Annotated in this window: 24 protein-coding genes; 9 read left to right on the plus strand and 15 right to left on the minus strand. The window is 42.8% G+C overall.

Annotation, left to right across the window (positions count from 1 at the left end; genetic code table 11):
- Positions 1-2: 2 nt before the first annotated feature.
- Together rpoE and A5877_RS04815 are read right to left on the minus strand one after the other, a co-directional pair.
- On the minus strand, positions 3-611 hold the full coding sequence (gene rpoE, locus A5877_RS04810; protein ID WP_005234347.1) for a DNA-directed RNA polymerase subunit delta: 609 nt from the start codon (positions 609-611) through the stop codon (positions 3-5).
- Positions 612-695: 84 nt separating this feature from the next.
- On the minus strand, positions 696-1133 hold the full coding sequence (locus tag A5877_RS04815; protein ID WP_005234346.1) for a DUF1934 domain-containing protein: 438 nt from the start codon (positions 1131-1133) through the stop codon (positions 696-698).
- A 206-nt stretch (positions 1134-1339) separates the two neighbouring features.
- Between A5877_RS04815 and A5877_RS04820 the strand changes: the two genes are divergently transcribed.
- The 3 genes from A5877_RS04820 to yidA are packed head-to-tail and all read left to right on the plus strand — an operon-like array spanning position 1340 to position 4358.
- Complete coding sequence (locus A5877_RS04820; protein ID WP_005234345.1) at positions 1340-2176, plus strand: lipoate--protein ligase family protein; 837 nt, start codon at positions 1340-1342, stop codon at positions 2174-2176.
- Positions 2160-3530, plus strand: a complete 1371-nt coding sequence (locus A5877_RS04825) for an HD domain-containing protein (protein WP_008380856.1) — start codon at positions 2160-2162, stop codon at positions 3528-3530. The genes A5877_RS04820 and A5877_RS04825 overlap by 17 nt, the downstream gene beginning before the upstream one ends.
- Positions 3531-3539: 9 nt before the next feature.
- Positions 3540-4358, plus strand: a complete 819-nt coding sequence (gene yidA / locus A5877_RS04830) for a sugar-phosphatase (RefSeq protein WP_005234343.1) — start codon at positions 3540-3542, stop codon at positions 4356-4358.
- Positions 4359-4400: 42 nt separating this feature from the next.
- Here the strand turns inward: yidA and A5877_RS04835 are convergent, their stop codons facing one another.
- Entirely contained in the window at positions 4401-4844 is a 444-nt protein-coding gene (locus A5877_RS04835; protein ID WP_008380853.1) for an NUDIX hydrolase, read from the minus strand.
- A 147-nt stretch (positions 4845-4991) separates the two neighbouring features.
- On the opposite strand from A5877_RS04835, the gene A5877_RS04840 reads away from it, so the two are divergent.
- Together A5877_RS04840 and A5877_RS04845 are read left to right on the plus strand one after the other, a co-directional pair.
- Positions 4992-5366 (plus strand): VOC family protein, encoded by a 375-nt coding sequence (locus tag A5877_RS04840; RefSeq protein ID WP_005234340.1) that lies wholly within the window; start codon positions 4992-4994, stop codon positions 5364-5366.
- A gap of 76 nt (positions 5367-5442) precedes the next feature.
- Positions 5443-6156 (plus strand): gamma-glutamyl-gamma-aminobutyrate hydrolase family protein, encoded by a 714-nt coding sequence (locus A5877_RS04845; protein ID WP_008380852.1) that lies wholly within the window; start codon positions 5443-5445, stop codon positions 6154-6156.
- 72 nt (positions 6157-6228) lie between these two features.
- Here the strand turns inward: A5877_RS04845 and A5877_RS04850 are convergent, their stop codons facing one another.
- The 9 genes from A5877_RS04850 to zapA form a co-directional block, all read right to left on the minus strand.
- Positions 6229-7482 carry an ABC transporter permease gene (locus tag A5877_RS04850; RefSeq protein ID WP_005234336.1) on the minus strand — a complete coding sequence of 418 codons (1254 nt, stop codon included), beginning with the start codon at positions 7480-7482 and terminating at the stop codon, positions 6229-6231.
- Entirely contained in the window at positions 7475-8374 is a 900-nt protein-coding gene (locus A5877_RS04855; RefSeq protein WP_005234329.1) for an ABC transporter ATP-binding protein, read from the minus strand. The genes A5877_RS04850 and A5877_RS04855 overlap by 8 nt, the downstream gene beginning before the upstream one ends.
- Positions 8375-8391: 17 nt before the next feature.
- Positions 8392-9072 carry a DUF2812 domain-containing protein gene (locus tag A5877_RS04860; RefSeq protein WP_005234326.1) on the minus strand — a complete coding sequence of 227 codons (681 nt, stop codon included), beginning with the start codon at positions 9070-9072 and terminating at the stop codon, positions 8392-8394.
- Entirely contained in the window at positions 9059-9385 is a 327-nt protein-coding gene (locus tag A5877_RS04865) for a PadR family transcriptional regulator (RefSeq protein ID WP_005234324.1), read from the minus strand. Before A5877_RS04865 ends, A5877_RS04860 begins: the two co-directional genes overlap by 14 nt.
- Before the next feature lie 122 nt (positions 9386-9507).
- On the minus strand, positions 9508-11742 hold the full coding sequence (locus A5877_RS04870) for a L,D-transpeptidase (RefSeq protein WP_086316477.1): 2235 nt from the start codon (positions 11740-11742) through the stop codon (positions 9508-9510).
- Positions 11743-11920: 178 nt separating this feature from the next.
- Positions 11921-12235 carry a thioredoxin gene (trxA, locus tag A5877_RS04875; RefSeq protein ID WP_005228645.1) on the minus strand — a complete coding sequence of 105 codons (315 nt, stop codon included), beginning with the start codon at positions 12233-12235 and terminating at the stop codon, positions 11921-11923.
- Positions 12236-12331: 96 nt separating this feature from the next.
- Positions 12332-14695, minus strand: a complete 2364-nt coding sequence (locus A5877_RS04880) for an endonuclease MutS2 (protein ID WP_016612651.1) — start codon at positions 14693-14695, stop codon at positions 12332-12334.
- Between the two features lie 78 nt (positions 14696-14773).
- A complete protein-coding gene (locus A5877_RS04885; RefSeq protein WP_005234314.1) occupies positions 14774-15328 on the minus strand; it encodes a CvpA family protein in 555 nt (184 codons plus the stop codon).
- A 23-nt stretch (positions 15329-15351) separates the two neighbouring features.
- Entirely contained in the window at positions 15352-15792 is a 441-nt protein-coding gene (gene zapA, locus A5877_RS04890) for a cell division protein ZapA (protein WP_005228634.1), read from the minus strand.
- 216 nt (positions 15793-16008) lie between these two features.
- Here zapA and rnhC point away from each other — a divergent pair, with 216 nt between their 5' ends.
- Entirely contained in the window at positions 16009-16935 is a 927-nt protein-coding gene (rnhC, locus tag A5877_RS04895) for a ribonuclease HIII (RefSeq protein ID WP_086316478.1), read from the plus strand.
- Between the two features lie 89 nt (positions 16936-17024).
- Here rnhC and A5877_RS04900 read toward each other — a convergent pair whose 3' ends face one another.
- Entirely contained in the window at positions 17025-18005 is a 981-nt protein-coding gene (locus A5877_RS04900; protein ID WP_081116353.1) for an ROK family protein, read from the minus strand.
- Between the two features lie 161 nt (positions 18006-18166).
- Here A5877_RS04900 and A5877_RS04905 point away from each other — a divergent pair, with 161 nt between their 5' ends.
- Genes A5877_RS04905 through A5877_RS04915 form a run of 3 tightly spaced genes read left to right on the plus strand, consistent with a single transcriptional unit; the run spans position 18167 to position 20070 of the window.
- The gene (locus tag A5877_RS04905) at positions 18167-18559 is read left to right on the plus strand and encodes a VOC family protein (RefSeq protein ID WP_086316479.1); all 393 of its coding nucleotides are present in this window, start codon (positions 18167-18169) and stop codon (positions 18557-18559) included.
- Between the two features lie 13 nt (positions 18560-18572).
- Positions 18573-19214: a sugar O-acetyltransferase gene (locus A5877_RS04910; protein WP_016612655.1), complete on the plus strand. Its 642-nt coding sequence runs from the start codon at positions 18573-18575 to the stop codon at positions 19212-19214.
- 19 nt (positions 19215-19233) lie between these two features.
- Complete coding sequence (locus tag A5877_RS04915) at positions 19234-20070, plus strand: histidinol-phosphatase HisJ family protein (protein WP_086316480.1); 837 nt, start codon at positions 19234-19236, stop codon at positions 20068-20070.
- Positions 20071-20189: 119 nt separating this feature from the next.
- Here A5877_RS04915 and A5877_RS04920 read toward each other — a convergent pair whose 3' ends face one another.
- Both A5877_RS04920 and A5877_RS04925 read right to left on the minus strand, forming a co-directional pair.
- Positions 20190-21914 carry an ABC transporter permease/substrate binding protein gene (locus tag A5877_RS04920; protein ID WP_005228611.1) on the minus strand — a complete coding sequence of 575 codons (1725 nt, stop codon included), beginning with the start codon at positions 21912-21914 and terminating at the stop codon, positions 20190-20192.
- Positions 21907-23121, minus strand: a complete 1215-nt coding sequence (locus tag A5877_RS04925) for a glycine betaine/L-proline ABC transporter ATP-binding protein (RefSeq protein ID WP_042890221.1) — start codon at positions 23119-23121, stop codon at positions 21907-21909. The genes A5877_RS04920 and A5877_RS04925 overlap by 8 nt, the downstream gene beginning before the upstream one ends.
- Positions 23122-23153: the final 32 nt, after the last annotated feature.

Below are 23153 nucleotides of genomic sequence, written 5' to 3' on the forward strand. Positions count from 1 at the left end.
GATTACTCCTCTTCTTCCTCTTCATCCGCAAAATCATCTTCATCATCGTCATCGATAATGGTGAGATCTTCCTCAATGCTGTCAGGTAATTCTTCTTCATCATCGGTGCTATTGTCGGCGCCGATTTCTTGCAAGTCTGAATTGTATGCCGAGATTTCTTCATCCTCGTCATCATCATCATCAAAGAGATCATCTTCTTCGTCATCTGACAAATCAGTATCCTCAGGATCATCATCGTTATAATCGATTGCATCTTCATCATCGTTGATAAAGGCATTGACTTTTTTACGTTTGCGACGACGTGGTGTATCTTCATCCTCGTCTTCGATGCCATGGTTGACTTCTTCATCGATCGAATCAATGGCGTACCATGAACGTAAGCCCCAACGATTGTCGCCTAAAGAAATAAAACTACCGTCGATATTCAAGTCTGTATAAAACTGCGCCAATGAATCACGAATCTCGCTGTCTGAAGTTTCAAGATAGTTTTGAATTTGGTTGACCAAATCAGAAAAATCCATCACGTCACCGCGCTGCTCTAAAATCGCATGGGCAACTTCAATCATCGACAATTCGTTTTTATTTACACCTTCAAATACATTAATTTCCAAACGGGACACGTCCTTTCACAGTCTACTCCTAATCATACAAAATTACGTCTCAAATTGCAATTTTTTCTTTCAATTTCCCTTTGATTAAGCGGTAAATTCTAAAGACAGTTTGTATTCGCCGACTTTGTCAGCAGCCATGAACAAGTCATAATCGATATCGATCTTTCCCGAGTATGGACGGTCTTTCAAGCTAACGTGCAAGTGATTGGTGAAGGTGTGGAACATCATCAAGCCATACGGGGTTTGATAACTCGTCTCTAAACGTTCCTTATAAGAAAATTTCAAGCGCATGCGCATTTCCCCTGAGCGAATCAATTGAATCAATCCGTCTGGCATAATTTTCATCGTAACGGGAATGTCGGTGCCGTCTGGCTGGATCTCTTTGTAACGGAGATATAAGGTATCACCGATCTTGACTGCTTGTCCTTGCAGATCAAACAGAAAGTTCTCTGTTTCCCCTGCTTGACGTACATTGGTTGTTAAATGAATCGAGATTGGGATTCCTTTTGATAATTCTTGCATGTACGTGTGCCTCCTTTGAAGATTTCAGTTTCATTCTTGCTTTTTTTCATTCGTTTGTCAATCATTTCAGTTGATTCTCCTTAGTCTATTTCTTCATTGAAAATAAAAAAAGAAAACAATAGCAAGTTTTCATTCTTTTCTCCAAGTAATTTTCCAAGAATCGTATATAATAAGGATAACAGGTATTTTAAAGGAGTTTAACCGATTTGACTATCTATGTAATGGATCAAACCTTACCACGTATCCACAATCCTTATGAGCCGTTTGCCTTCACCGATGTTGCCACCGAAGTTGCTGGCAAACAGGAACAAGTTTATTGTCATTTTTGGCAGTTGTCCGATACGATGATTTTAGGCATGAAAGATACCCGGCTGCCTTTTTTGACAGATGGTCTGCAGGTTTTGAAAGAAGCTGGCTATGCCTCGATCATCCGCAACTCAGGGGGGCTTGGCGTAATTAATGATGCCGGTATTTTGAATGTCTCCCTCATCTTCCCTAAACATTTGGCTGCCACCACAGATGCAGCCTATGAAATGATGGCGACATTGCTGCAAACCGCCTTTCCTGAGCGGACAATTTTGGCTTATGAAATTGCTGACTCGTATTGCCCAGGCACCTATGACCTGAGTATTGATGGGAAAAAAATTGCTGGTACAGCACAACGACGAATCAAAGACGGCGTGGCTGTCATGATGTATCTGAGTGTCAACGGCGACCAACCAGCCCGCGGCTCTCTCGTTCGTCGTTTTTACCAAGCAGGTTTGAAAGAGCGCTTTGGTACAGATGGCTATCCAGCCGTCAATCCTGCGAGCATGACCACTTTAGAAGCGGCCCTCGGCCGTAAGTTTACCACACACGAGGTGACTGACCGCTTGCAAAAAGCCCTGCTTTCCTTGATCACAGACCAATCCCTATATCCGCTTGAATCACTGGATCAATGGCGGACAGAAAATAACCTTAGCGAACAAATGCAGCAACGCTTAGCTGGCATGGAAAAGCGAAACCAACCAATAAAGGAGTTTAGCGATGAGCCTACCATATAAATATCAAACCTTAGCGATAGAAAAAGTATTTCGTGATCCTGTTCATAACTATGTCCATGTACAGCACCAAGTGATTTTAGATTTGATCAATTCCAAAGAAGTGCAGCGTTTGCGGCGCATCAAACAGCTGGGAACTGCTTCCTTTACCTTTCACGGAGCAGAACATAGCCGCTTTTCTCACTCCTTGGGCGTTTATGAAATCAGCCGTCGCATTTGCGATATTTTCCAACGCAATTATTCCCTTGAAAAAGTCGGACCAAACGGCTGGGATGATAAAGAGCGTTTAGTGACCTTGTGTGCAGCATTGCTTCATGATGTGGGCCACGGACCATACTCCCACACCTTTGAGCACATTTTCCATACAGACCATGAAGCCATCACAGTGGCGATCATTACTTCTCCTGAAACGGAAGTTCATCAGATATTGAACCGAGTGGAAGCTGGATTTCCTGAGAAAGTCGCAAGTGTTATCACTAAAACTTATCCAAATCCTCAAGTCGTTCAAATGATTTCTAGTCAAATCGATGCTGATCGGATGGACTACTTGCTGCGCGATGCTTATTTTACCGGCACTGAATACGGCACGTTTGATCTGACCCGAATTTTACGAGTGATTCGTCCGTACGAAGGCGGTATTGCTTTTTCTATGAATGGCATGCACGCTGTGGAGGACTACATCGTCAGTCGTTACCAGATGTATGTGCAAGTTTATTTCCATGCGAGTTCTCGAGGGATGGAAGTGATCTTAGCCCATTTGCTGGATCGAGCTGCAGAACTGTATCAAGTGGATTCAGAATTGTTTCAAGGCCATTCGCAGCTGCTTCTCCCATTTTTAAAACAAGAATTCACCTTAGATGAATACTTGAAACTCGACGATGGCGTTCTGAATACCTACTTTACCCAATGGACGGAAGAAAATGATCCGATCCTCAGCGATTTGGCCAAGCGGTTCTTAAATCGTAAACCGTTGAAATCCGCCCGCTTTGACGATGAGACGCAGTTGCCTATGATTGAAGAAATGCAGGGACTGGTGGAAAAAGTCGGCTTCAATCCCCGCTATTATACTGCCATCAATTCAAGCTTCGATCTGCCTTATGATTTTTATCGGCCGACTTCAGGCAAACATCGGACACAAATCGAATTACAGGAAAAAGATGGTTCCCTTGTGGAATTATCCCAAGCCAGTCAGCTAGTTGCAGCTTTAGCGGGACAAACCCAAGGTGACCAACGCTTTTATTTTCCAAAAGAAATGATTGACCCCAACATCCAAAATCACTATGATTTATTTGGAGAGACGTATCAAGAGTTTGCCAAGCACATTCGCAATGGTGCTTTGATCAAACCAAGCCACTAGGAGGAACTTATGAGTATCAAATTGATCGCCATCGATATCGATGGTACCCTGTTGAACAACGACCGCAAGATCACCCCAGCCGTTTACAAGGCATTGAAAGACGCTGAAAAGCAAGGTGTACGCATCGTTTTGTGTACGGGACGCCCTTTAACTGGTGTCCAAGATTTATTAAAGGAACTAGACTTATTTACGGACAATGATTTCGTTATTACTTATAATGGCTCTTTGGTTCAAAAAACCAAAAACCAAGAGATCATCTCTGAATTCGGCTTGTCCCAAGATGACTATCTCTTTGTTGAGATGACTGCGAGAAAATTAGGGGTTCATCTTCATGTAGAAACCGAAGATACCATGTATACCGCTAACCGCGATATCAGTCCTTATACGATTTATGAAGCCTTCTTAGTCAACATGCCATTGAAATATCGGACACCAGAAGAAATGACTGCTGACTTGAATATCATCAAAATGATGATGATCGATGATCCCGAAAAACTTAATCAGATCATCCCACAATTGCCGAGCAGTTTGACGGACAATTACAATGTGGTCAAAAGTGCTCCTTACTTCTTGGAAGTTCTAAATAAACAAGCCCATAAAGGGGCTGCTGTCAAAAAATTGGCGGAGCACTTAGGCATCAAACAAGAAGAAGTCATGGCGATCGGCGATAACGAAAATGATTTAACCATGGTGGAATACGCTGGTATCGGTGTGGCGATGGCCAATGCCACTGAAAACGTGAAAAATGCCGCAGATGTCCTAACTGCATCAAACGAAGAAGATGGTGTGGCAGAAGTAATCAACAAGTATGTTTTAGCAAATAACTAAGTGTAAAAGGCAGGTTTCCTTTTTATCGGAAGCCTGCCTTTTTTATTTTGCCAACCATTGTTCAACTGCCCATTTATGGCTGCCGCGTTTCAATCGCTGAATCGCTTCTTCTGGCGTATGCCATGACAACTGATTGTTTTCTTCTGTCGGTTCACAGACTTTTTTCCATTTGGTCATTAAATAGAAATAGCCGGGATGATGGTAAAATGTATCGCGATGGCGTGAATAGAAGTATTCAACTGCCTCCCCTAAATAGGCAGCGATCTCCCCTTCAAATCCAAGTTCTTCTATTAATTCTCGCTGGATCGCTTCTTCTTTGGTCTCATTTGGTTCAATTTCACCGCCTGGTAAAAAATAGGCGCCATTGGGTGCTTGTACCAAGATCACTTCATTTTTTTCATTTGGAAGAACGACATACGCGCCATATCTTGATTTGTATGGTTTCCCCGCTTCTTTTTCCCCGAACACAATTTCCTTTTCTGGCATGATTCCCTCCACCAACACTTTCTTTCCATTTTACCCTATGCCAATAGTCTGGACAAGCTGGAAATAACGCTCTGTTGTCTTTTATTCGTTATAAAATGAGAAAATATGTTATCATACAACTATCAAGATCGAAAGGATGATTTACCCATGAAAATGGCTCACACTTGTGTCCGCGTCAAAGACTTAACGGCTTCTCTAGATTTTTATCAAACTGCCTTTGGTTTTGAAGAATCTCGCCGTCGTGATTTTCCTGAACATCAATTTACTTTGGTTTACTTAACATTGCCTGGAGATGACTACGAGCTAGAGTTGACATATAACTATGACCATCCTGGCTATGAGTTAGGCGACGGCTATGGCCACATCGCCATCAGTACCGATGATCTAGAAGCGCTTCATGAGAAGCACCAAGCTGCCGGATTTGACGTCACTGACTTGAAAGGACTACCAGGGACTTCTCCATCTTACTATTTTGTGAAAGATCCTGATGGTTATAAAATCGAAGTTATTCGCGAAAAATAAAGCGAAGATGCTCGAAAAAAGGACCTCGTGTCCTTTTTTCTTTTCGTTCCATTTACTTATAGAAAGGTTTGATCAAATGAAACCCATTATCGGCATCGCTGCTAATGAACGGCCAATGATTGAAGAAGCAGAACATTGGTTGTCCTATACACCCAAAAATTTTGTCACCCATATCCAACAAGCCCAAGGCATTCCCCTAATATTACCAATGGGTGTCGTGGAAGATGCTGCGACTTACATCAGCAAAATCGATAAACTCTTGTTAGCCGGTGGTCATGATGTCTCCCCTGATCATTATGGCGAAGATCCTCATCCTTTGATTCAAGGCATTCATCCTGATCGTGATGTCTTTGAATTGGCATTGATCAAAGAAGCAGTGGCTCAAAACAAACCCATCTTTGGAATCTGCCGCGGCATGCAGTTACTAAATGTCGCATTTGGTGGGAGTTTGTACCAAGATCTCTCTTTGATCGATCACCCAACGATCAAACACGTGCAATTGCCAACGTTCTTTCAATTCCCTACACATCGGGTGGAAATCAAGGCAGACAGTCGTTTGGCTGCTCTTTTAGGCACAACCTATCAAGTCAATTCTTTTCATCACCAAGCAGTCAAAACAGTTGCAGATGATTTCAATGTGACCGCCACCGCTCCTGATGGTGTTGTTGAAGCCATTGAATCCACCGCCTATGGCGCACCGATCTTAGGCATTCAGTGGCATCCTGAGCTAGCCGCTCACAAGCTGCCTTCTGAGCAATCGATCTTCGACTTTTTTGTGCAGGAATTCTAAAGGCCTGCACCTTGTTTTCTAGATTCTAGCCAATAAAAAACGCCCGATCACAAAAAGGATCGGGCGTTTTGTTTATTTCTCATTTTTCATTAACACCAGTGATTGTTTCAACGTTGCCAAGATGCCATTGTCGTTATAGATCAAGACATTTGATTTGTACATTTTTGCAGAAACCAGCATCAGGACGATCGTGGTAACAGCAAGGATCCCTACTGAAATCAACGCTCCGCCAATCCCCACTGTATCATTAGCAAGCCGTACTGGCATAATATACGAGGACAAGAATGGGATATAAGAAGTTACTCGTAAAACAACGTTATGCGGATCCATACCGCCTAGTACGATTCCTAGCATATACCCGCCCAACGAAAGATACGTCACTGGAATAATGGCTTTCGCCGTATCTTCTGCTTTGTTCACTAACGACCCGCAAAGGGCTGACAAGACAGAATAGATCAAGATTCCTAAGAAGACGAAAACGATCGCAAACACGAGGAAAGGACCAAAAATGCCATCTGATGAAAAACTTGCCAATAAGTCTTTTACCATGGAGTTGTCCTTGATCCAGAAATAACTCCCGCCAAAAATCGCAACATACGCAACTAGCTGGGTCGCTGCAACCATGATCACCCCAGTTAATTTGGCGTAGTAATGGGTTTGCGCCCGGGTACTAGACAAAATGACTTCCATAATGCGCGTTCCTTTTTCAGAAGCAATTTCTTGCGCAATGATTTGTGCGTAAGTGATGATAAAGAAAAAGAGAACGATTGTTGCGATGGTACTAACTGCTGCTTGCATCGCGGTATTATCTTCTCCATAGGTCATTTCGCCACCTTCACTGAAGGAAACTTTTTGCCGGTCAAGCGGTGCAACTTCACTAAGAACTGCCACTTGCTCAGCAGTCAAACCAAGCTCGCTAGCTCGAAAGGATGACTGCATGCCCGTCAATAATTGTTGGATCGTCAGCTCTAAAGCTTGCCCCATTGAGGACTCGCTTAATAATTCCCCTTGCAGCGTATCCCCTGAAGCAGTAATAACTAACAAGGCATCAGCATCTTTGTCAGCCAACTGTTGTTGTCCTTGTTCTTCGCTTTCCACAACTTCAAATTCATAATCATCGCTACTTTGCTCCACAAAGGTCTGCGCAATGGCTGGTTCATTCGCATAAACGGCAATTTTATCCACACTGCTCATACCATCGGCAAAGTAACTAATCAGATAAAATCCGCCCATTGCAATGAATGGAACCAATATCATAATCAAAAACGAAATTGATTTGATATTTTTCTTATAAACATCTAATGCGATTACCCAAAACTTATTCATTTGTTTTTCCTGCCTTCCGCTTAAAGATTTCTTCTAACGTTGGCGGTTGTTGATTGAACATAGGGATATAACCATCCGCCGTCGCTAAATCAAATAAGGTTTTTCCTACTGCAGGATCAGCGATCGTAATATCATAGCTGCCGTCTTCTCTGGCAATGACTTCCTCAACACCTGCCACTGCCAAAAGCTGTTCTTTCGTCAAATTAGACTCCAAATAAACTTTCGTTCGTCCAAAGGATTCACGAATTTCATGGACCTTTCCGTTTAAGACAGTTTGACCATCCCTTAGCATAATCAAGTGGTCACAGATTTTTTCTACGTTATCCATATTATGACTGGAGAAGATGACACAAGAGCCATTTTTTTTCAGTTCAATGATCCCGTTTTTCAACAGTTCCGCGTTGACTGGGTCTAAGCCACTAAACGGTTCATCTAGAATCACTAATTTTGGTTCATGGATCAACGTTGAAATTAGCTGAACTTTTTGCTGATTTCCTTTTGATAAAGATTTGACTTTATCAGTTTTCTTGCCTTTGACTTTAAACTTGTCCATCCAATAGTCGATTTTGGGTACGATGTCTTCTTTCTTTTTGCCACGTAAACGCGCGAAGTAGATCAATTGATCTTCAATCGTGACTTTTGGATACAAGCCGCGTTCTTCTGGCAGATAGCCAATAAGATTGTATTCTTTTTCACTAATTTTGTGACCATCCCATAATACTTCTCCTTGATCGGCTTTCAAAAAATCCAAGATCAATCGGAATGTCGTCGTTTTTCCTGCTCCGTTTTGACCAATTAATCCCATAATCTGACCATCATTGATGGTAAAAGACAATTGATCGACTGCTGTATAATCCCCAAATGTTTTTACTAGCTGTTTTGCTTCTAACACATGCTCACCTTCCCTGTCTAATAAAATATGTCACTAAAGAAAAAACCGATAATGGCACCAACGATTGCTCCTGCAACCATCAAGATGATAGAGTCGCGGATCACCCGTTGGCGTTTCGCCAGTTTCTCTGGTTCATTGTAATAACTTGCTCGATTTTTGTATAAAAATTTCATCAAAATCGTGGTCAATCCTACCCCTATCGGAATAAATACTAGCCCAGTAATCAATCCTAGCCCAAAGGACCAAAAGGGATTTGTACGAATATTGAAATAACGAATGGAAAAATAAATTACTGCTAAAATTGCTAAACTGACCACTGAAAACAGAATCGATTTTTTCATCAAATAGCGCGTCTCATTATCGATTCGTTCTTGATAGCTTTCTTGATCGCTGAAAATCGCTGGTGTATCCGGAGATGCTTTAAAATAAAAATACCGATCTTTATAATTGCTGATATAGGTCCAGCCCCCAGCTTGATACATCGCTAGGTAATCAACGATCTCAGAAGGATCTCCTTCGAAAAAGTCCACTGCATATTTGGTCGTTTCCGATTTTCCTTTGATAAACTTCAAAAACCCTAACCGATTCATCTTCACAAAATGCCAGCCCATTGACGCTTGTTTTTGTAAACGAACCATTTCCTTTTCCGGATAATAGGCGACTCCAAGAGAAAGAAGATATTTCTTATTGATGCCCATCTTGTTCCCCTCCTAACGCTTCGAAGACCTGTTCTCCGATTTGATAAAATAGTTTGCGTCGCTGAATATCTTTCTCCAGAACCTGTCTTCCTTCTGGTGTAATCTGATAGATTTTTTTTCGATCGACGCTTTCTTCTAAATCGATCCACCCCTTTTTCGTCAGCTTTTTCAAAATCGTATACATCGTCGCGGGGCCAATCTCAAATGTTCCTTGGCTTAGCTCATGGATTTGTTTCATAATGACATACCCATGTTTTGGCTTTAAAAGCGCTAATAAAATCAAATAGGTTGAATCTGTCAATGCCTCATCCATTTGATTCCTCCATCCCACTAACTATATCACTTAATGATATATTATCGAATGATATAGCCAGCGTCAATCTTTTTTTTGGGAAAATAAAAGCCGTCTCCGTTGACGGAAACGACTTTTGATCATTAATTAGCAATTTTGACAGGCGTATTATAAGGCATGTTATAGTAAAACCATTTGGCATCCGGCACTGCTAATCGAATACAGCCATGAGAAGCCCGAGTGCCTAATTTTCGTCCTTCAACGGAACTAAAAGCATTGGTGGACCAAGCGATACTCGTTGGGATCGTATGGAATAAATAGACCCCATGGTCTTTAAAGGAACGGTAGTAGGCGGCTCCTGAAAAAGCTAAGCCTTTTTCTGCTTGGATGCGAAAATTCCCTAAAGGTGTTGGTGTATTGAAGGCACCGGTCGAGCAAAGCATCGTATAAATCACTTTATTCCCTGATTTGATATAAACCCGCTGTTTGCTGATGGATACTTCAATATTTAAGTTTTGAACGTTTAATGAAGGATATTTTCCTCCAGTAGTATACATCCAAAAGTTACTATTTACATTTGTGGTTTGATTTTCCTTGACCCAACCGATTCGACCGGCTGGCGAAACGAGATACAGGTAGTTGCCATCACTCGTTTTTGCTAGTTTGGTCGCTTGTGCCATATACCCTTTGTAGGCACTCTTTTTCCCAAGTTTCGTACTATTTGGATCAGCTTTTTCAAAGAAATTGCCATCCCCATTCTTGACGACCACGTAGCGGCTAATGTTGCTTTGAGAGGTGATCGTATGGGCATTAGTCACCCCACTTGCATTGATGTAACCCAGCCACTTGTTATTGAGATAAAGTGAATAGTAGGTGGAGCCGTTGAAATGTTGATATTTCCCAGTAACTTGAATATTCTTGTTCATATAATCAGCGCTGCTGCCTTTTTTCTTCGCAAAAGCTAAATCTTGCCATAAGGTATAATTCTTACTTTTTAGGCGGACTGTGCGTTTTTCACTTTGCCAAGTACCGCCTTGATTGTTGGCAACCGTTGCTGCATCGGCATTTAAGTAGCCGATCCATTTTCCGTTAGCATCATAAAGGGACAAGTAGACACCGCCATTGACATGGTTATATCTTCCTTTTGCAAGATAGGTTTTTCCCGCTAATTTCGTTGTAGTATTTTTCTTACTCGACCAGCGAAAATTGCCCCAAATCGTGTAATTTTTCTTGGTCAATGTCACATATTTTCCGTAGGATTGATAGGCACCTTGTGCATCCGTCGTTAACTTAACACCCGAGGCATTGATATAGCCTAGCCATTTATTGTTATTTGTATAAAGGGAATAGTACGTCGACCCATTCAAGTGACGATATTTACCAGTAACTTTGACTGTTTTGCCATTTAAAGCGGCTGTCGTTCCTTTCTTCGCTGTCCAATTAAAATTTTGCCATAGCGTATAATTCCCGCTGATGATCGTGGCATATTTTGATTCAGACTGCCATGCACCACCAGGAGTTGTCGCTAACTTAACACCGGCGGCTTTTATCCAACCGATGAGAACATTTTTATTTGAATACAATGCGTAATAGACTACGTTATTATTCGTCGTGAATACTTCTTTGATTTCAAAGGTTTGACCATTAATGCTTGAAGAGGTGCTCGTTTTTTTATCTAAAAACACATCTTGCCAAAGCGGTTCTTTCGCACTTGTGATGGTTGCATATTTCTTCTCGGTTTTGAAGGTTCCGCCGGCAACTTTCACTGCTGCTTCTGCTACGACACCGATAACCTTTTGATCGTCGCGAATTTCAAGATAGGTCTGCTTATCGGTATCTTGATACCGTTTGACACTACGGTATACCTTGCCAGCTAATTCATCGATCGTTCCTTGTTCGATCAATTGATCCTTCTCAAAACGGTAAAGGATGTTTTGCGTTTCAGGATTGGCTGCTGCAACCGGATTGATTTTTACATATTGGTTTTTATCTGCAATTGATTCAACATCAATGATCCCTAAGTCTGGTTCTTCCGAAGTTTCTTCCGTCGATTGAGTAGATGAATCTTGGGTGATCTCGGTCTGACTGGTCTCAGTCGTAGCCGTGCCAGTACTTGACGTTGTTTCTGATGAAGAGGTAGACGTTGATGAGGACTCTGTTGCCGTACTTGACTCTATACTCTCAGTGCTGGCCTCTTGAGATGATGCTGTGCTTTCTTCTGAGAAACTTTCTGACGTCGTCTCTTGCGCAGCGAAAGAAGCTGTTGTCGAATCCCCTTCATTTGCTGCATAGACTTGTGTGATCGTTCCTACGGTGGGTGCAACCAGTACCCCAACAATCGCAACGCCTTGAAACAACCCGCGTTTCAACTTTTTCATTTTTATTCCCCCTTCAATCCTATTTTGGTATCACTTTCTTACTATATAAACGAGATATTTTTTAGTGCCACTCCCCACTTTAAGTATACCACTGCCGAAAGAAATATCTAAAAAAAACCTCCCAAAAACAAAAAAGCAATAGCCTCTTTCGGCTATTGCTTCAAAAACACTTATTCTATTACATATGTTCCGCAACTAAAGCTTTCAATTGATCTTTTGTATGCACCCCAATTGCTTTATCAACGACTTGACCGTCTTTTTTCAACAACAAAGTAGGAATAGACATGATCCCGAATGAAGCAGGTGTTTCAGGATTTTCATCCACATCCATTTTCACGATCTTCAATTCGTCTTCCTCATATTCATTCGCTAATTGTTCCAAGATCGGCGCTTGCATACGACAAGGGCCACACCAAGTTGCCCAAAAATCAATAAGGACTAAGCCTTTATCGGTTTCTTCTGAAAAAGTTTTATCGGTTATTTCTTTTGCCATCGTACTTCCCCTCCATTTTTAAAACTAAAAAAAGTATACCACGTATCGTAAGTTTTTTAAAATCGTCTGCTTACAAAAGGTAAGGGTTCTTAACGTTTAGTTAAACTTCACAATGGTCGCTCCATTGCCCCCTTGGTTTGCTGGCGCAAATTCAAAACTTTTCACCGAGCGATGATTTTTTAGGTAGTCAGTGATCCCTTGACGCAATGCGCCAGTTCCTTTACCGTGAACGATCGTCACCTGCGGATAGCCTGCCAAAATTGCTGCATCCAAATACTGATCCACTTCATTGAGGGCTTCTTCGTACCGCTTGCCGCGTAAATCCAACTGGTTGACCACTGGACTGCTGTCAGCAGAACGAATCGTATTGACGATGCGTTGTGTTGGTTCCTTCACCGGTGCTGCCGGTTGTAAATCTGTTTCTGGCAAATTCATTTTCAGAATGCCAATTTGGACTTGCCACTGATTTTTGCCGGCTTTTTTCAACAGTACCCCGCGCTGCCCATAAGAAGTTACGAGTACCTCGTCTCCTTCTTTCAGCGTCTTGGCTGCTTTGGCTTTTTGCAGAACTTTGTTTTTTTGCAGATGTTCTTCTTGCTGCAGTCCTGATAGCTTGGTGCGCGCATCGATCAGTTCGTGTTCTTTGACCTTCGTTTGACCGCCAGCTAACTGCATTTTACGAATATCGGCAATGATTTTTTCAGATTCCTCTTTGGCTTCTTCTACGATTTGATTGGCTTTTTGACGGGCTTTTGCCAATTCTTTTTCGCGTTCTTCAAAGAAATAACTATAAGCTGCTTCCAATTCTTGGTGCAAGCGGGCTGCTTCTTTTACATGATGACGAACTTCCAGATACTCGGTTTCCGTCATTTTTCTTCGATTTTCTAAATCAGCGATCATTTCATTCAGGTCTTGGCTTTCTCCGTCCATGATCTCTTTGGCTTGATCAATGATCGTCTCTGGCAAGCCAAGTCTTTTCGAAATCTCAAACGCATTGCTTCGTCCCGGAACCCCGATCAACAAGCGATAGGTCGGACTTAAGGTATCGACATCAAACTCCATAGAGGCGTTGATCGTATTGGATCGGTTATAGCCATAAACTTTCAATTCTGGATAATGGGTCGTCGCCATGACATAAGCCGACTTAGCCCCAAGTTCGTCCAAAATCGCAATTGCTAGTGCTGCCCCTTCTTGGGGATCGGTCCCAGCACCTAGTTCATCAAAAAGCACCAGACTTGTTTCGTCGACTTTTTTCAACACATCAACGATCGTTGTCATATGTGAAGAAAAGGTCGATAGACTTTGCTCAATGGATTGTTCATCACCAATGTCCGCAAAAATTTCATTGAAGATCCCCATTTGGCTTTCTTCTTCTGCCAAGATTGGTAAGCCGGCTTGGCCCATGATCTGCAATAGCCCTAATGTTTTTAAGGTGATGGTTTTCCCGCCGGTATTCGGCCCAGTAATGACAACAGCTTGATAGTCTTTTCCAATCGTAATATCGTTAGGAACGACTTTTTCTTGATCGATCAATGGATGACGTGCTTGTTTAAAAAAGACATGGTTATCTTGATTGATCGCTGGTACGATTGCCTTCATCTCTTTCCCAAAACGAGCCTTGGCATTCATGAAATCCATGATTCCGATCACATATGCATTATGGAGGATCTCTCTTTGGTACGGAGCTAACTCTGCTGATAATTCCGCCAAAATACGAGTGATTTCGTCCCGTTCCGCAATTTGATGCTGACGCAAGCGGTTATTTTGTTCCACTACTTGTTTCGGTTCGATAAACAAGGTTTGACCAGATGAACTTTGGTCGTGAACCACGCCGCCGAAAACACCTCGGTATTCTTGTTTGACTGGAATCACATAACGCTCATTTCGCATGGTTACGATCGTATCACTTAGATACTTTGCATTGCCACCTCGGACGATGCCATCCAATGTCTCACGGATCGTCCGTTCTGCTCGTCGGATCGATTGACGAATTCCCCGAAGTGCTGGAGAGGCATCGTCTGTGACTCGGCCATCCTCATCGATAGCTTCTTTCAAGCGACGATTCAAGGTTGGTAAAGAAACCAACTGTTCTTCCCAGTGATACAAGCGGGAAAATTCAATCTCACTTTCAGACAAATCAGCAAAAAAGCGTTTCAATTCCTGCGTAGTTGATAAGACGCGGGCAACTTGTGCCAATTCAACGCCGTTTAAATCTGCGCCGATTTCGATCCGTTTCATTTGGGGACGAATATTCTCAATTTTTGGTACAGGGATTCCGCCTCTTAAACGCTGGATCTTGATCGCGTCTTCTGTTTCTGCTAGCCAAGAGGAAATGACTTGCGCATCACTTGATGGCACAAGCTTTGCTAAGGCTTCTTTTCCTTGGGCTGTTACGATATACTGACCGATTTGACTCTTTACTTGTTCAAATCCTAAAACATCAAGGATCTTAGTATTCATTCTTTTCTCACCTGCTTTGTTTTAACTTTTTGTTCCTAAGAAAAAGGCAGAATGGCTCTGCAACCATCTGCCTGCTTTTTACCCAATCACATCTGTGATCCACAATCGATAGAAATAATCTGAGAGAATCGGTGACCGATCAACGATGAAATTCGCAGTTCCGCTCGTTTCAAACAGATTTTGAATCGTGGCAAACGGGATCATTGAGAGAATCATAAAAAACATATATAAATTGATATACATCAAGATGACATTCAAAACACCCGCAACTGCCCAGTCATAGCCACCTAAAAAACGTAGGCGTTTGTAACGCAAACTGTCTGCAAAAATCACTAATAGTTTTGTGATCAGCCAACCAGCAAAGAGTACCATCACAAAAGCGATAGCCGCATAATAGGCTTTGTCTAAATCTAAAGCCAGTTCCATATCGTAGTATTTTAACTTTGAATCCGCCGTTACTGACATATAAGGAACATAGAGCTCAATTTTTTTCGCAATTTCTTGGTAATTCGCAACTGCAAAGAAAAAAGAGATCAAATAGCCCAAAACTGAGACCAATTGTAAACTGGTTCCGCGCCGCGCGCCGCCGTAAAAGGCTGCCAACAACAAAACCAAGACAAATAATCCAATCATTTAGGAATCCTTTCTACGCCGCACTACCCATGGGCTGTCTTTTCTTGAATTTTTCGTTTCCTTTGTTCATTTAAGATCTGTTGTGCTTCCACATGATTATGGATCTCCACATCACTGCGACCTGTCTCATCGAGAACTTTCCGTGCTTCGGATTCGATTGCTTCGATCCGCTTGATGCGATTCTCAAGCTCCGTTGCTTTAATGGCTTGTCCCCGCAACTCGTCCACTTTTTTTTGTAGGACCAAAAGCTGTTCTTGTTTTTTCAGCTGGTCGGAAACAGCGTTGATCGCTAATAAGATCGACGCTTGTTCTTGATCGGTTTGTGGCGATAATTGCATGATCTCAAGCAGTTGGTCATTGACCAATCTTGTCACCATATCCATGTGTTCTTTGCTTTCGCGTCCAATAATCGTGTAACTTTGATTCGCGATAACTGCTTTATAGCGTTTCTTTTGCTCCGTCATAGGAATATTTCCTCCCATTGCTTACATTCTGCTCTATTCTATCACTTATTGAACATGTGTCGCAAACTCTTAACTATTATACGTGATTTTCTTATGAATTTCCATGCCAATCGTTTGTTTGCTGATCGTCTTAGTAAAAAAGAATAAGAAGTATGGTAAAATCTTAAAGTATCCTTTTGTCTACCTAAGAAAAGACAAAAAAACAGGAGGAATCAAATGAGTACGATCGTTATCAAAGTACCAACTTCAACTATCAAAAAGATGCAGCAATTTTACCAACGAGAACTGCTGGCTAAGAAAGTTCCTTATACAGCGTTTGTCGCCAAAAAAGGGCCAACGACGATCACTGCTTATACGTCTGGAAAAGTCATGTTTCAAGGAGCGACTGCTGAAAAAGAAGCTTCCTTATGGGGCGATACGGCAAGTGCTGTACCGGATAAGAAAAAAGCGACTGTTTCAACCACTGCGTTGCCAGCAGGATTTAGCGAAAAAAGCGTCGTCGGCAGTGACGAGGTCGGCAACGGCAGTTATTTCGGTCCTTTGGTGGTCTGTGCCGTCTATGCCAAAAAAGAGCAATTGCCACAGCTGAAAGCCTTAGGTGTCAAGGATTCAAAAATGCTGACAGATCCAGAGATCCGTAAGATGGCGCCGAAAATCAAAGAATTGGTTCCTTACCAATTGCTCACCGTCACGCCCAGCAAATACAACGAGATCCAACCAAAATACAACACAGTCCGAATGAAAGTTGCTTTGCATAATCAAGCCATTCGTTTGCTTTTGCAAAAGATTGCTCCTGAGACACCAGATGCCATTTTGATCGATCAGTTCACGAGCGAAAAAAATTATCGCACCTATTTAAAGTCGGAACAAGTAGCGGTCACTGAAAAGCTCTATTTTGCGACGAAAGGTGAACAATATCATTTAGCAGTAGCGGCAGCCTCTATTTTATGTCGTACAGTCTTTTTGGATGAATTAGATGCAGCCTCTAAAGAAGTCGGTTTGCGCTTGCCTTCTGGCGCCCACGCAGCTGCTGATCAAGTTGCAGCAAAATTACTGCAGCAAGGTGGCATAGCACTATTAGGCCAATATGCCAAACTGCATTTTGCGAATACCGAAAAAGCACAGAAACTCGCCAAGCTGTGAGTTCTCGTATTTTCAAAAAAACTGCTGCTACTTCTGAATAAAGGAAGCAGCGGCAGTTTTTGTCCTCAGTACCAGTTGAATGCTGGGAATCAAAGCCCTAAGCCAGCTGCTTCGATTCCCATCGTGATCAACCCATCCAAATAATTTTCTGAAAACTGATCGGAAAAGTGTAATTTTGGCAAGACGCCATATTGAAACACTGCTGCCAGCTGCTTTTCCAAAAAGGAGCGCGACACGAGCGCCTGCCATTCAGAGGGCAAAAACAAAATGACTTGATGCGGGTCCGTCACTGCCACGATCGCTTGAAGAGTGGCAGTCACTTGTTCTGGGATCGCCTCTGTTGCCAAAGGGTAAGAAGCCGTGTAGAGATGCGGCAAATGCTTGATTTCGCCACTTAAATGGTTGGCTCCTTTAAAGAGCTGTTGGTCGATGACCAGTCCCGCACCTGGCGGATAATTTTTCGGAAAATAAATGCCAGCCACGATTTTTTTCTCTTCTTTGAAATGAAATACCGCAGCATTCACGTCATTCTCAATAAGCGTTTTTACAGCGATCTCCTTTTCAATCAATTCCCCTAGCGCCATGTCCTTAAATGCTGGAGCATCCATGATCTTCAGTCTTCCAGCAATTTCCACACCAGGAATTCCCACGACTGCCAAGCTGATTTTCGGGTATTCCTGTTTTATCTGACGAATCACTTGCAAGAACTGCGGCAATCGGCCCTCTGCTGACTGCTCATGATGCAAAATGTTCCCGACGAGATCGACGACTGAAAAACGAATCACGATCTGCTGGTCTTCTTCGATAAACTGAATGATCAACAACAGTGTCCGTTGCGCATTGTACTGGTAAGCCGCAGCTTGACGTCCTCCCGTTCGTTGCGGTTGATCCGTCGTCAAAAGCAACTGCTTTTCAATCAATTCAGGAAGCAGCTTGTTGATCGTTACCACGCTTAATTGAGAGGCATCTGCCAGTTGGCGCTTGGTCATAGGCGCTTGCTGCTGTTTTAGCAAATCCAGCAATACTGCCTGATTATGTAATTTAATGGTCGTTGGCTGATAAGCTTTCATTTTTCTCCCCCTCAACGCTCCTATTTTAACAGATAAAAAGCTGGGAATATACCTTTATTAATTTTGTTAACAAAGGTATAATAGAAGCAACTTATTAAACAAAGTTTACTAAGTTCAAAAAAAAAAACGATCTATATTGCTTATTAAAGGAGTTGTCGATAATGAAAATTGAACACATCGCACTATATGTCAATGATTTGGAAAAAATGAGGACATTTTATGAAACCTACTTTCAGGCGGTCAGCAACCCAAAATACCATAATCCGAAAACAGGCTTTCAGTCCTATTTTTTGACCTTTGATTCTGGAAGTCGTTTAGAATTAACGACCAAGAAATTTTTAAGCCCTCGTGTCAGTGAGAGCTTAGGCTACACTCACCTTGCGATTGCAGTAGGTGATCAAGCTGACGTTGATCGATACGCTCAACGGTTTGCTGAAGATGGCTACCCTCTTTTAAATGGTCCTCGTACGACAGGCGATGGCTATTATGAAGCAGTTGTCCAAGACCCCGAAGGCAATTTGATTGAATTAACCACCGACGATTTACCGTCTTAGAAAGGATTTTGCAATGAAAGAAGATTTTGATTATCAAGCGATGTTGGCTGGTCAACTGTATCAAGCTGCCGGTATTCTCCCTGAGAATGGCTCAGTGGAGGGGAAAAAACGGGCCCAGGAAATCAACCTTTTACCAGTCGATGACCGAGAAGGAATCATCGCCAAAGAAAAAGCACTCTTTGGCAAATTTGGGCAGCATTGCTTTATCCAACCACCCCTTTTTGTCGACTATGGTCGCCATGTTGAGATTGGTGATCACTTTTATGCCAATATGGATTGCATTTTTTTAGATGTCAATAAGATTCTGATTGGTGATCATGTGATGGTGGGACCACGGGTCAGCTTCTATACAGCCGGCCATCCGATCGATTCTGTGGTCCGCAGTCAAGATTTGGAATTTGGCCTACCGATCACCGTCGAAGATTACGTTTGGATCGGAGGCAATAGTACGATTTTACCAGGTGTCACGATCGGCAAACATGCCATCGTCGCTGCTGGTTCCGTCGTCACAAAAGATGTGCCGCCGAATACGATCGTCGGCGGCAATCCAGCCCGTCTGATCCGTGAGATTCAGCCGACTGACAAAGAGCATTGGGAAACGGCCGCCCAGCTTTATTATCAAAAACGAGCAGACTGGCAGAAGCAGCAAAAATAACGAAACAAAAGGAGACGCCATGATTTTTACAGACTATCACGTTCATAGTGATTACAGCGATGATTCTTGGTATTTGATGGAAGATGTAGTCAAAGACGCCATTAACCTAGGCTTAGCAGAAATCTGCTTTACCGATCATGTGGATTATGGGGTCAAAGAAGACTGGCAAGCGACGGATGCGTACCTCGTCGGAGCCAATAAAGTCGTAAAAAATGTCTACTACGACTTGTATTTTACCGAACTGGCACGCTTAAAGGAAACATACAGTGACCAAATCAAGCTAAAAACTGGGCTGGAATTTGGGATGCAAATGCACACGATCCCACAATTTACCCGTCTTTATCATTCGCATCCCTTTGACTTCATTTTACTTTCCGTTCATCAGGTAGACGATCAAGAATTTTGGACTGGAGAATTTCAAAAAGGACGCAGCCAACAGGAATGCTACGAGCGCTATTATGATGAAATGTATCAGCTGGTCACGACATATAAAGAGTATTCCGTCTTAGCTCATATGGATTTGATTCGTCGTTATTTAGATAAAGAGAAGGATGCTTTTGAACAAACGAAAGAACAAATCGCAGAGATCTTGAAAGTCGTGATCAAAGATGGCAAAGGCATTGAACTGAATACCTCTTCCCACCGTTACGGAATCAATGGGTATACGCCATCGATCGAGATCCTCAAGCTTTATCGTGACTTGGGGGGAAGCGTGCTAACCATCGGCAGCGACAGTCATAAACCAGAGCAGCTCGGGTTTCAAATCAAAGAGGGACAAGAACTTTTACGATCATTAGGATTTACTGAACTCTGTACGTTTGAACAGATGCAGCCGATTTTTCATCGTTTTGCTTAACCTGCACAAAAGCTCCGTCTTTTGCAAAAATCATCCCCTCGTCTTTCGTTATGAACCTAAGTATTTTAAACAACAAAAAGAACGACCGCTTCAATCTACGGTCGTTCTTTTTTTAGACATTAGTTCGTCCATGCAGCAACTTCTTCTGGGTGATTGGCTACCCAATCTTTGGCTGCATCTTCGGCTGACGTTCCGTCATTGATTGCTAACATGACTTCTTCCATATCTTCTTGTGTCCAGTTGAAACGATCAAGTACTTCGTAAACTTCTGGCATGTCATCTGCTAATCCTTGGCGTACAACAGTGTTGATGCTTTCTGCTTCACCCATTGTTCCTTCTGGATCATCCAGATATTTCAGATCATATTTCGCAAACATCCAATGTGGAGACCAGCCAGTAATAACGATCTCATCTTGGTTCTTGATGGCTTGGCCTAATGCCACTGTCATCGCTCCTGAAGAAGAGGTAGCGACATTCCAATCGGAAAGGTTGTCATACGTTGCAACCGTATTTTCCGCTGCATTTACGACACCAGCGCCTGGTTCGATACCAGTGATGGTTTTTCCAGCTTCGTCAGAAAGGTCTGCGATGGAATCTACATCCATATAACTTGGTACAACGATCCCCAGTTTTGCTCCTTCTAAGTTAGGACCTAAGTTCTCGACTTGGTCTTGGTACTGTTCATACTGGGATTGATGCGTAGATGGCAGCCAAGCAGCAACCATCCCGTCAACTTCCCCTTTTGCCACCGATTCCCACATGATGGCATTATCCAAAGGCGTCGTGTTGACTTCGTAGCCCATTTGCGACAAGACTTCTGCCACCACATGGGTAGATGCGACTTCCGTATCCCATTCGACATACGCCAAGTTCACCGTGCCTTTGCTGTCAGAAACATTTCCAAAGGCAAACGATGCGCCAATCAAAGCAACGACTGCCGCTGCAGCAATCCCGCCAAAAAGACGTTTTTGTTTGCGACTTGTCTTGCTGGCTGCTTTTTGATGTGCCGAACGATTCAAATTCTGGGTAAAGCGATCCATGATGATCGCCAAAATAACTAAGGATACCCCACTGACAAATCCGTTACCGACTTGTGCTCGTTGCAAGGCGGACAAGACGCCGCGCCCTAACCCAGGAGCACCGATCATTGACGCGATCACGACCATTGATAATGCCAGCATCGTGGTTTGGTTGACCCCAGCCAAAATAGTGCTTTTGGCTAGTGGCAATTCTAATTTGATCAGTTTTTGCCAGCCAGTCCCACCGAAGGAATCAGAGGCTTCTACCAATTCACGAGAAATTTGGCGAATCCCTAAGTTCGTCATCCGAACGGTTGGTGGTAGAGCAAAGATCACTGAGGCAAAGACCCCAGGAACCATGCCGATCCCAAAGAAAGCAACCGCAGGAATCAAATAAACGAAACCAGGCATCGTTTGCATAAAGTCTAAGATTGGCGTCACGATGCTTTGCGCTTTTTCGCTTTTCGCCATTAAGATCCCTAGTGGAATCCCAATGATGATCGAAACCAAACTTGACAACAAGACCAACGTCACGGTGTTCATCAAGTCTGTCCATAACCCTTGGTTATAGATGAACAGCAACCCAACAAAAGTAAAGGCTGGCAAGCCGAATTTTTTGCGTGAAACGAAAAAGGCAGCAGCCGTCAATAAGACGATCATTAACAACGGTGGTACAAACAATAATACATTTGTAATAGCGTCCATGATAAATTGTCCGAAAGACTGTAAGGCTGAAAACAATCCACTGAAAGTTCCTGTTAGCCAATCAGTAAAGTTTTCGACCCAATCAGCCACCGGAATCGTATGTTGTAAGAAATTATCCATTTGTCACTACCCCTTCCTCTGCTAGAGCGGCTGAATCGGTCTCAGCCAACGCTTCAATCACGCTTCCGCGGATCACGACTCCGATCAAACGATCGTTTTCTACCACGGCTAAAGGTGTAGGCGAATCATAGATCAAATTGAAGATATCCGTTACCAGCATATCTTTATCAATCTTTTTAACATTTTTATCAATAACTTCCTTCAAGGTCAGATTGTTTTTCCGCGCCTCACGAGCAGACTCGGCTGTCAAGCTTCCTTTTAGGTGACGACGTTTGTCGACGGCTAACAGCATGCTGACTTCTTCTTTCCGCATCCGGTTCAATGCTACGCTTGGTCCATCGATCTCGATGTTCGTCGTCAATGCTGGAACCATGATGTTTTGCGCAGTCAAGACTTTGGAACGATCGACATCTTCCACGAAATCACGCACGTATTGGTTGGCAGGATTCGTCAAAATATCTTCTCCTGTACCGATCTGCATGATCTGACCATCTTTCATTAAAGCGATCCGGTCACCGATCCGCAAGGCCTCGTTCAAATCATGGGTGATAAAGATGATCGTTTTTTGAACATTGGCTTGTAGTTCTAAAAGTTCATCTTGCATTTCACGGCGAATCAGCGGATCGAGTGCTGAAAAGGCTTCGTCCATCAAGAGGATCTCTGGATCATTGGCTAACGCACGGGCAAGTCCCACACGCTGTTGCATCCCTCCAGACAGCTGGTCAGGATATTGGTCTTTAAAAGAAAGCAATCCTGAGTTTTCTAACGCTTTTTCCGCTTTCGCTGTTCGTTCTTCTTTCGAGACCCCACGGACTTCTAGTCCATATTCGGTGTTCTCTAAAATCGTCCGATGAGGGAAAAGGCCAAAGCTTTGGAAAACCATGTTGATTTTGTGACGACGAACTTCTCGCAGTTCTTCTTTACTCATTTTGGCAACATCTACGCCATCTATGTAAATATCTCCGCCAGACGGCTCGATCAATCGATTCAATAGTCGAATCAATGTTGACTTCCCGCTTCCAGAAAGGCCCATGATGACGAAAATCTCGCCTTCGTTGACTTCAAAGTTCACATCATAGACCCCGACGGTGGCACCTGTTTTTTCTAAAATCTCGTTTTTGCTGCGTTGTTCTTTGACCATGGCAAGAGCTTGCTGCTTTTTCTTACCGAAGATTTTGGTTAAGTGTTCCACTTTAACTTTACTCAAATGATTAATACTCCTTTTTCTGAAAAATTTCA

This window comes from Enterococcus sp. 3C7_DIV0644, assembly GCF_002141235.1.
GTDB classification, from domain to species: Bacteria; Bacillota; Bacilli; order Lactobacillales; family Enterococcaceae; genus Enterococcus_D; species Enterococcus_D entomosocium.

What these genes read in the sequence shown, in the direction of transcription:
- A5877_RS04815 (WP_005234346.1), bottom strand. Translation starts at nt 1,133, where the DNA reads ATGCAAGAATTATCAAAAGGAATCCCAATCTCGATTCATTTAACAACC.
- A5877_RS04825 (WP_008380856.1), top strand. Translation starts at nt 2,160, where the DNA reads ATGAGCCTACCATATAAATATCAAACCTTAGCGATAGAAAAAGTATTT.
- yidA (WP_005234343.1), top strand. Translation starts at nt 3,540, where the DNA reads ATGAGTATCAAATTGATCGCCATCGATATCGATGGTACCCTGTTGAAC.
- A5877_RS04835 (WP_008380853.1), bottom strand. Translation starts at nt 4,844, where the DNA reads ATGCCAGAAAAGGAAATTGTGTTCGGGGAAAAAGAAGCGGGGAAACCA.
- A5877_RS04840 (WP_005234340.1), top strand. Translation starts at nt 4,992, where the DNA reads ATGAAAATGGCTCACACTTGTGTCCGCGTCAAAGACTTAACGGCTTCT.
- A5877_RS04845 (WP_008380852.1), top strand. Translation starts at nt 5,443, where the DNA reads ATGAAACCCATTATCGGCATCGCTGCTAATGAACGGCCAATGATTGAA.
- A5877_RS04850 (WP_005234336.1), bottom strand. Translation starts at nt 7,482, where the DNA reads ATGAATAAGTTTTGGGTAATCGCATTAGATGTTTATAAGAAAAATATC.
- A5877_RS04860 (WP_005234326.1), bottom strand. Translation starts at nt 9,072, where the DNA reads ATGGGCATCAATAAGAAATATCTTCTTTCTCTTGGAGTCGCCTATTAT.
- A5877_RS04865 (WP_005234324.1), bottom strand. Translation starts at nt 9,385, where the DNA reads ATGGATGAGGCATTGACAGATTCAACCTATTTGATTTTATTAGCGCTT.
- A5877_RS04870 (WP_086316477.1), bottom strand. Translation starts at nt 11,742, where the DNA reads ATGAAAAAGTTGAAACGCGGGTTGTTTCAAGGCGTTGCGATTGTTGGG.
- trxA (WP_005228645.1), bottom strand. Translation starts at nt 12,235, where the DNA reads ATGGCAAAAGAAATAACCGATAAAACTTTTTCAGAAGAAACCGATAAA.
- A5877_RS04880 (WP_016612651.1), bottom strand. Translation starts at nt 14,695, where the DNA reads ATGAATACTAAGATCCTTGATGTTTTAGGATTTGAACAAGTAAAGAGT.
- A5877_RS04885 (WP_005234314.1), bottom strand. Translation starts at nt 15,328, where the DNA reads ATGATTGGATTATTTGTCTTGGTTTTGTTGTTGGCAGCCTTTTACGGC.
- zapA (WP_005228634.1), bottom strand. Translation starts at nt 15,792, where the DNA reads ATGACGGAGCAAAAGAAACGCTATAAAGCAGTTATCGCGAATCAAAGT.
- rnhC (WP_086316478.1), top strand. Translation starts at nt 16,009, where the DNA reads ATGAGTACGATCGTTATCAAAGTACCAACTTCAACTATCAAAAAGATG.
- A5877_RS04900 (WP_081116353.1), bottom strand. Translation starts at nt 18,005, where the DNA reads ATGAAAGCTTATCAGCCAACGACCATTAAATTACATAATCAGGCAGTA.
- A5877_RS04905 (WP_086316479.1), top strand. Translation starts at nt 18,167, where the DNA reads ATGAAAATTGAACACATCGCACTATATGTCAATGATTTGGAAAAAATG.
- A5877_RS04910 (WP_016612655.1), top strand. Translation starts at nt 18,573, where the DNA reads ATGAAAGAAGATTTTGATTATCAAGCGATGTTGGCTGGTCAACTGTAT.
- A5877_RS04915 (WP_086316480.1), top strand. Translation starts at nt 19,234, where the DNA reads ATGATTTTTACAGACTATCACGTTCATAGTGATTACAGCGATGATTCT.
- A5877_RS04920 (WP_005228611.1), bottom strand. Translation starts at nt 21,914, where the DNA reads ATGGATAATTTCTTACAACATACGATTCCGGTGGCTGATTGGGTCGAA.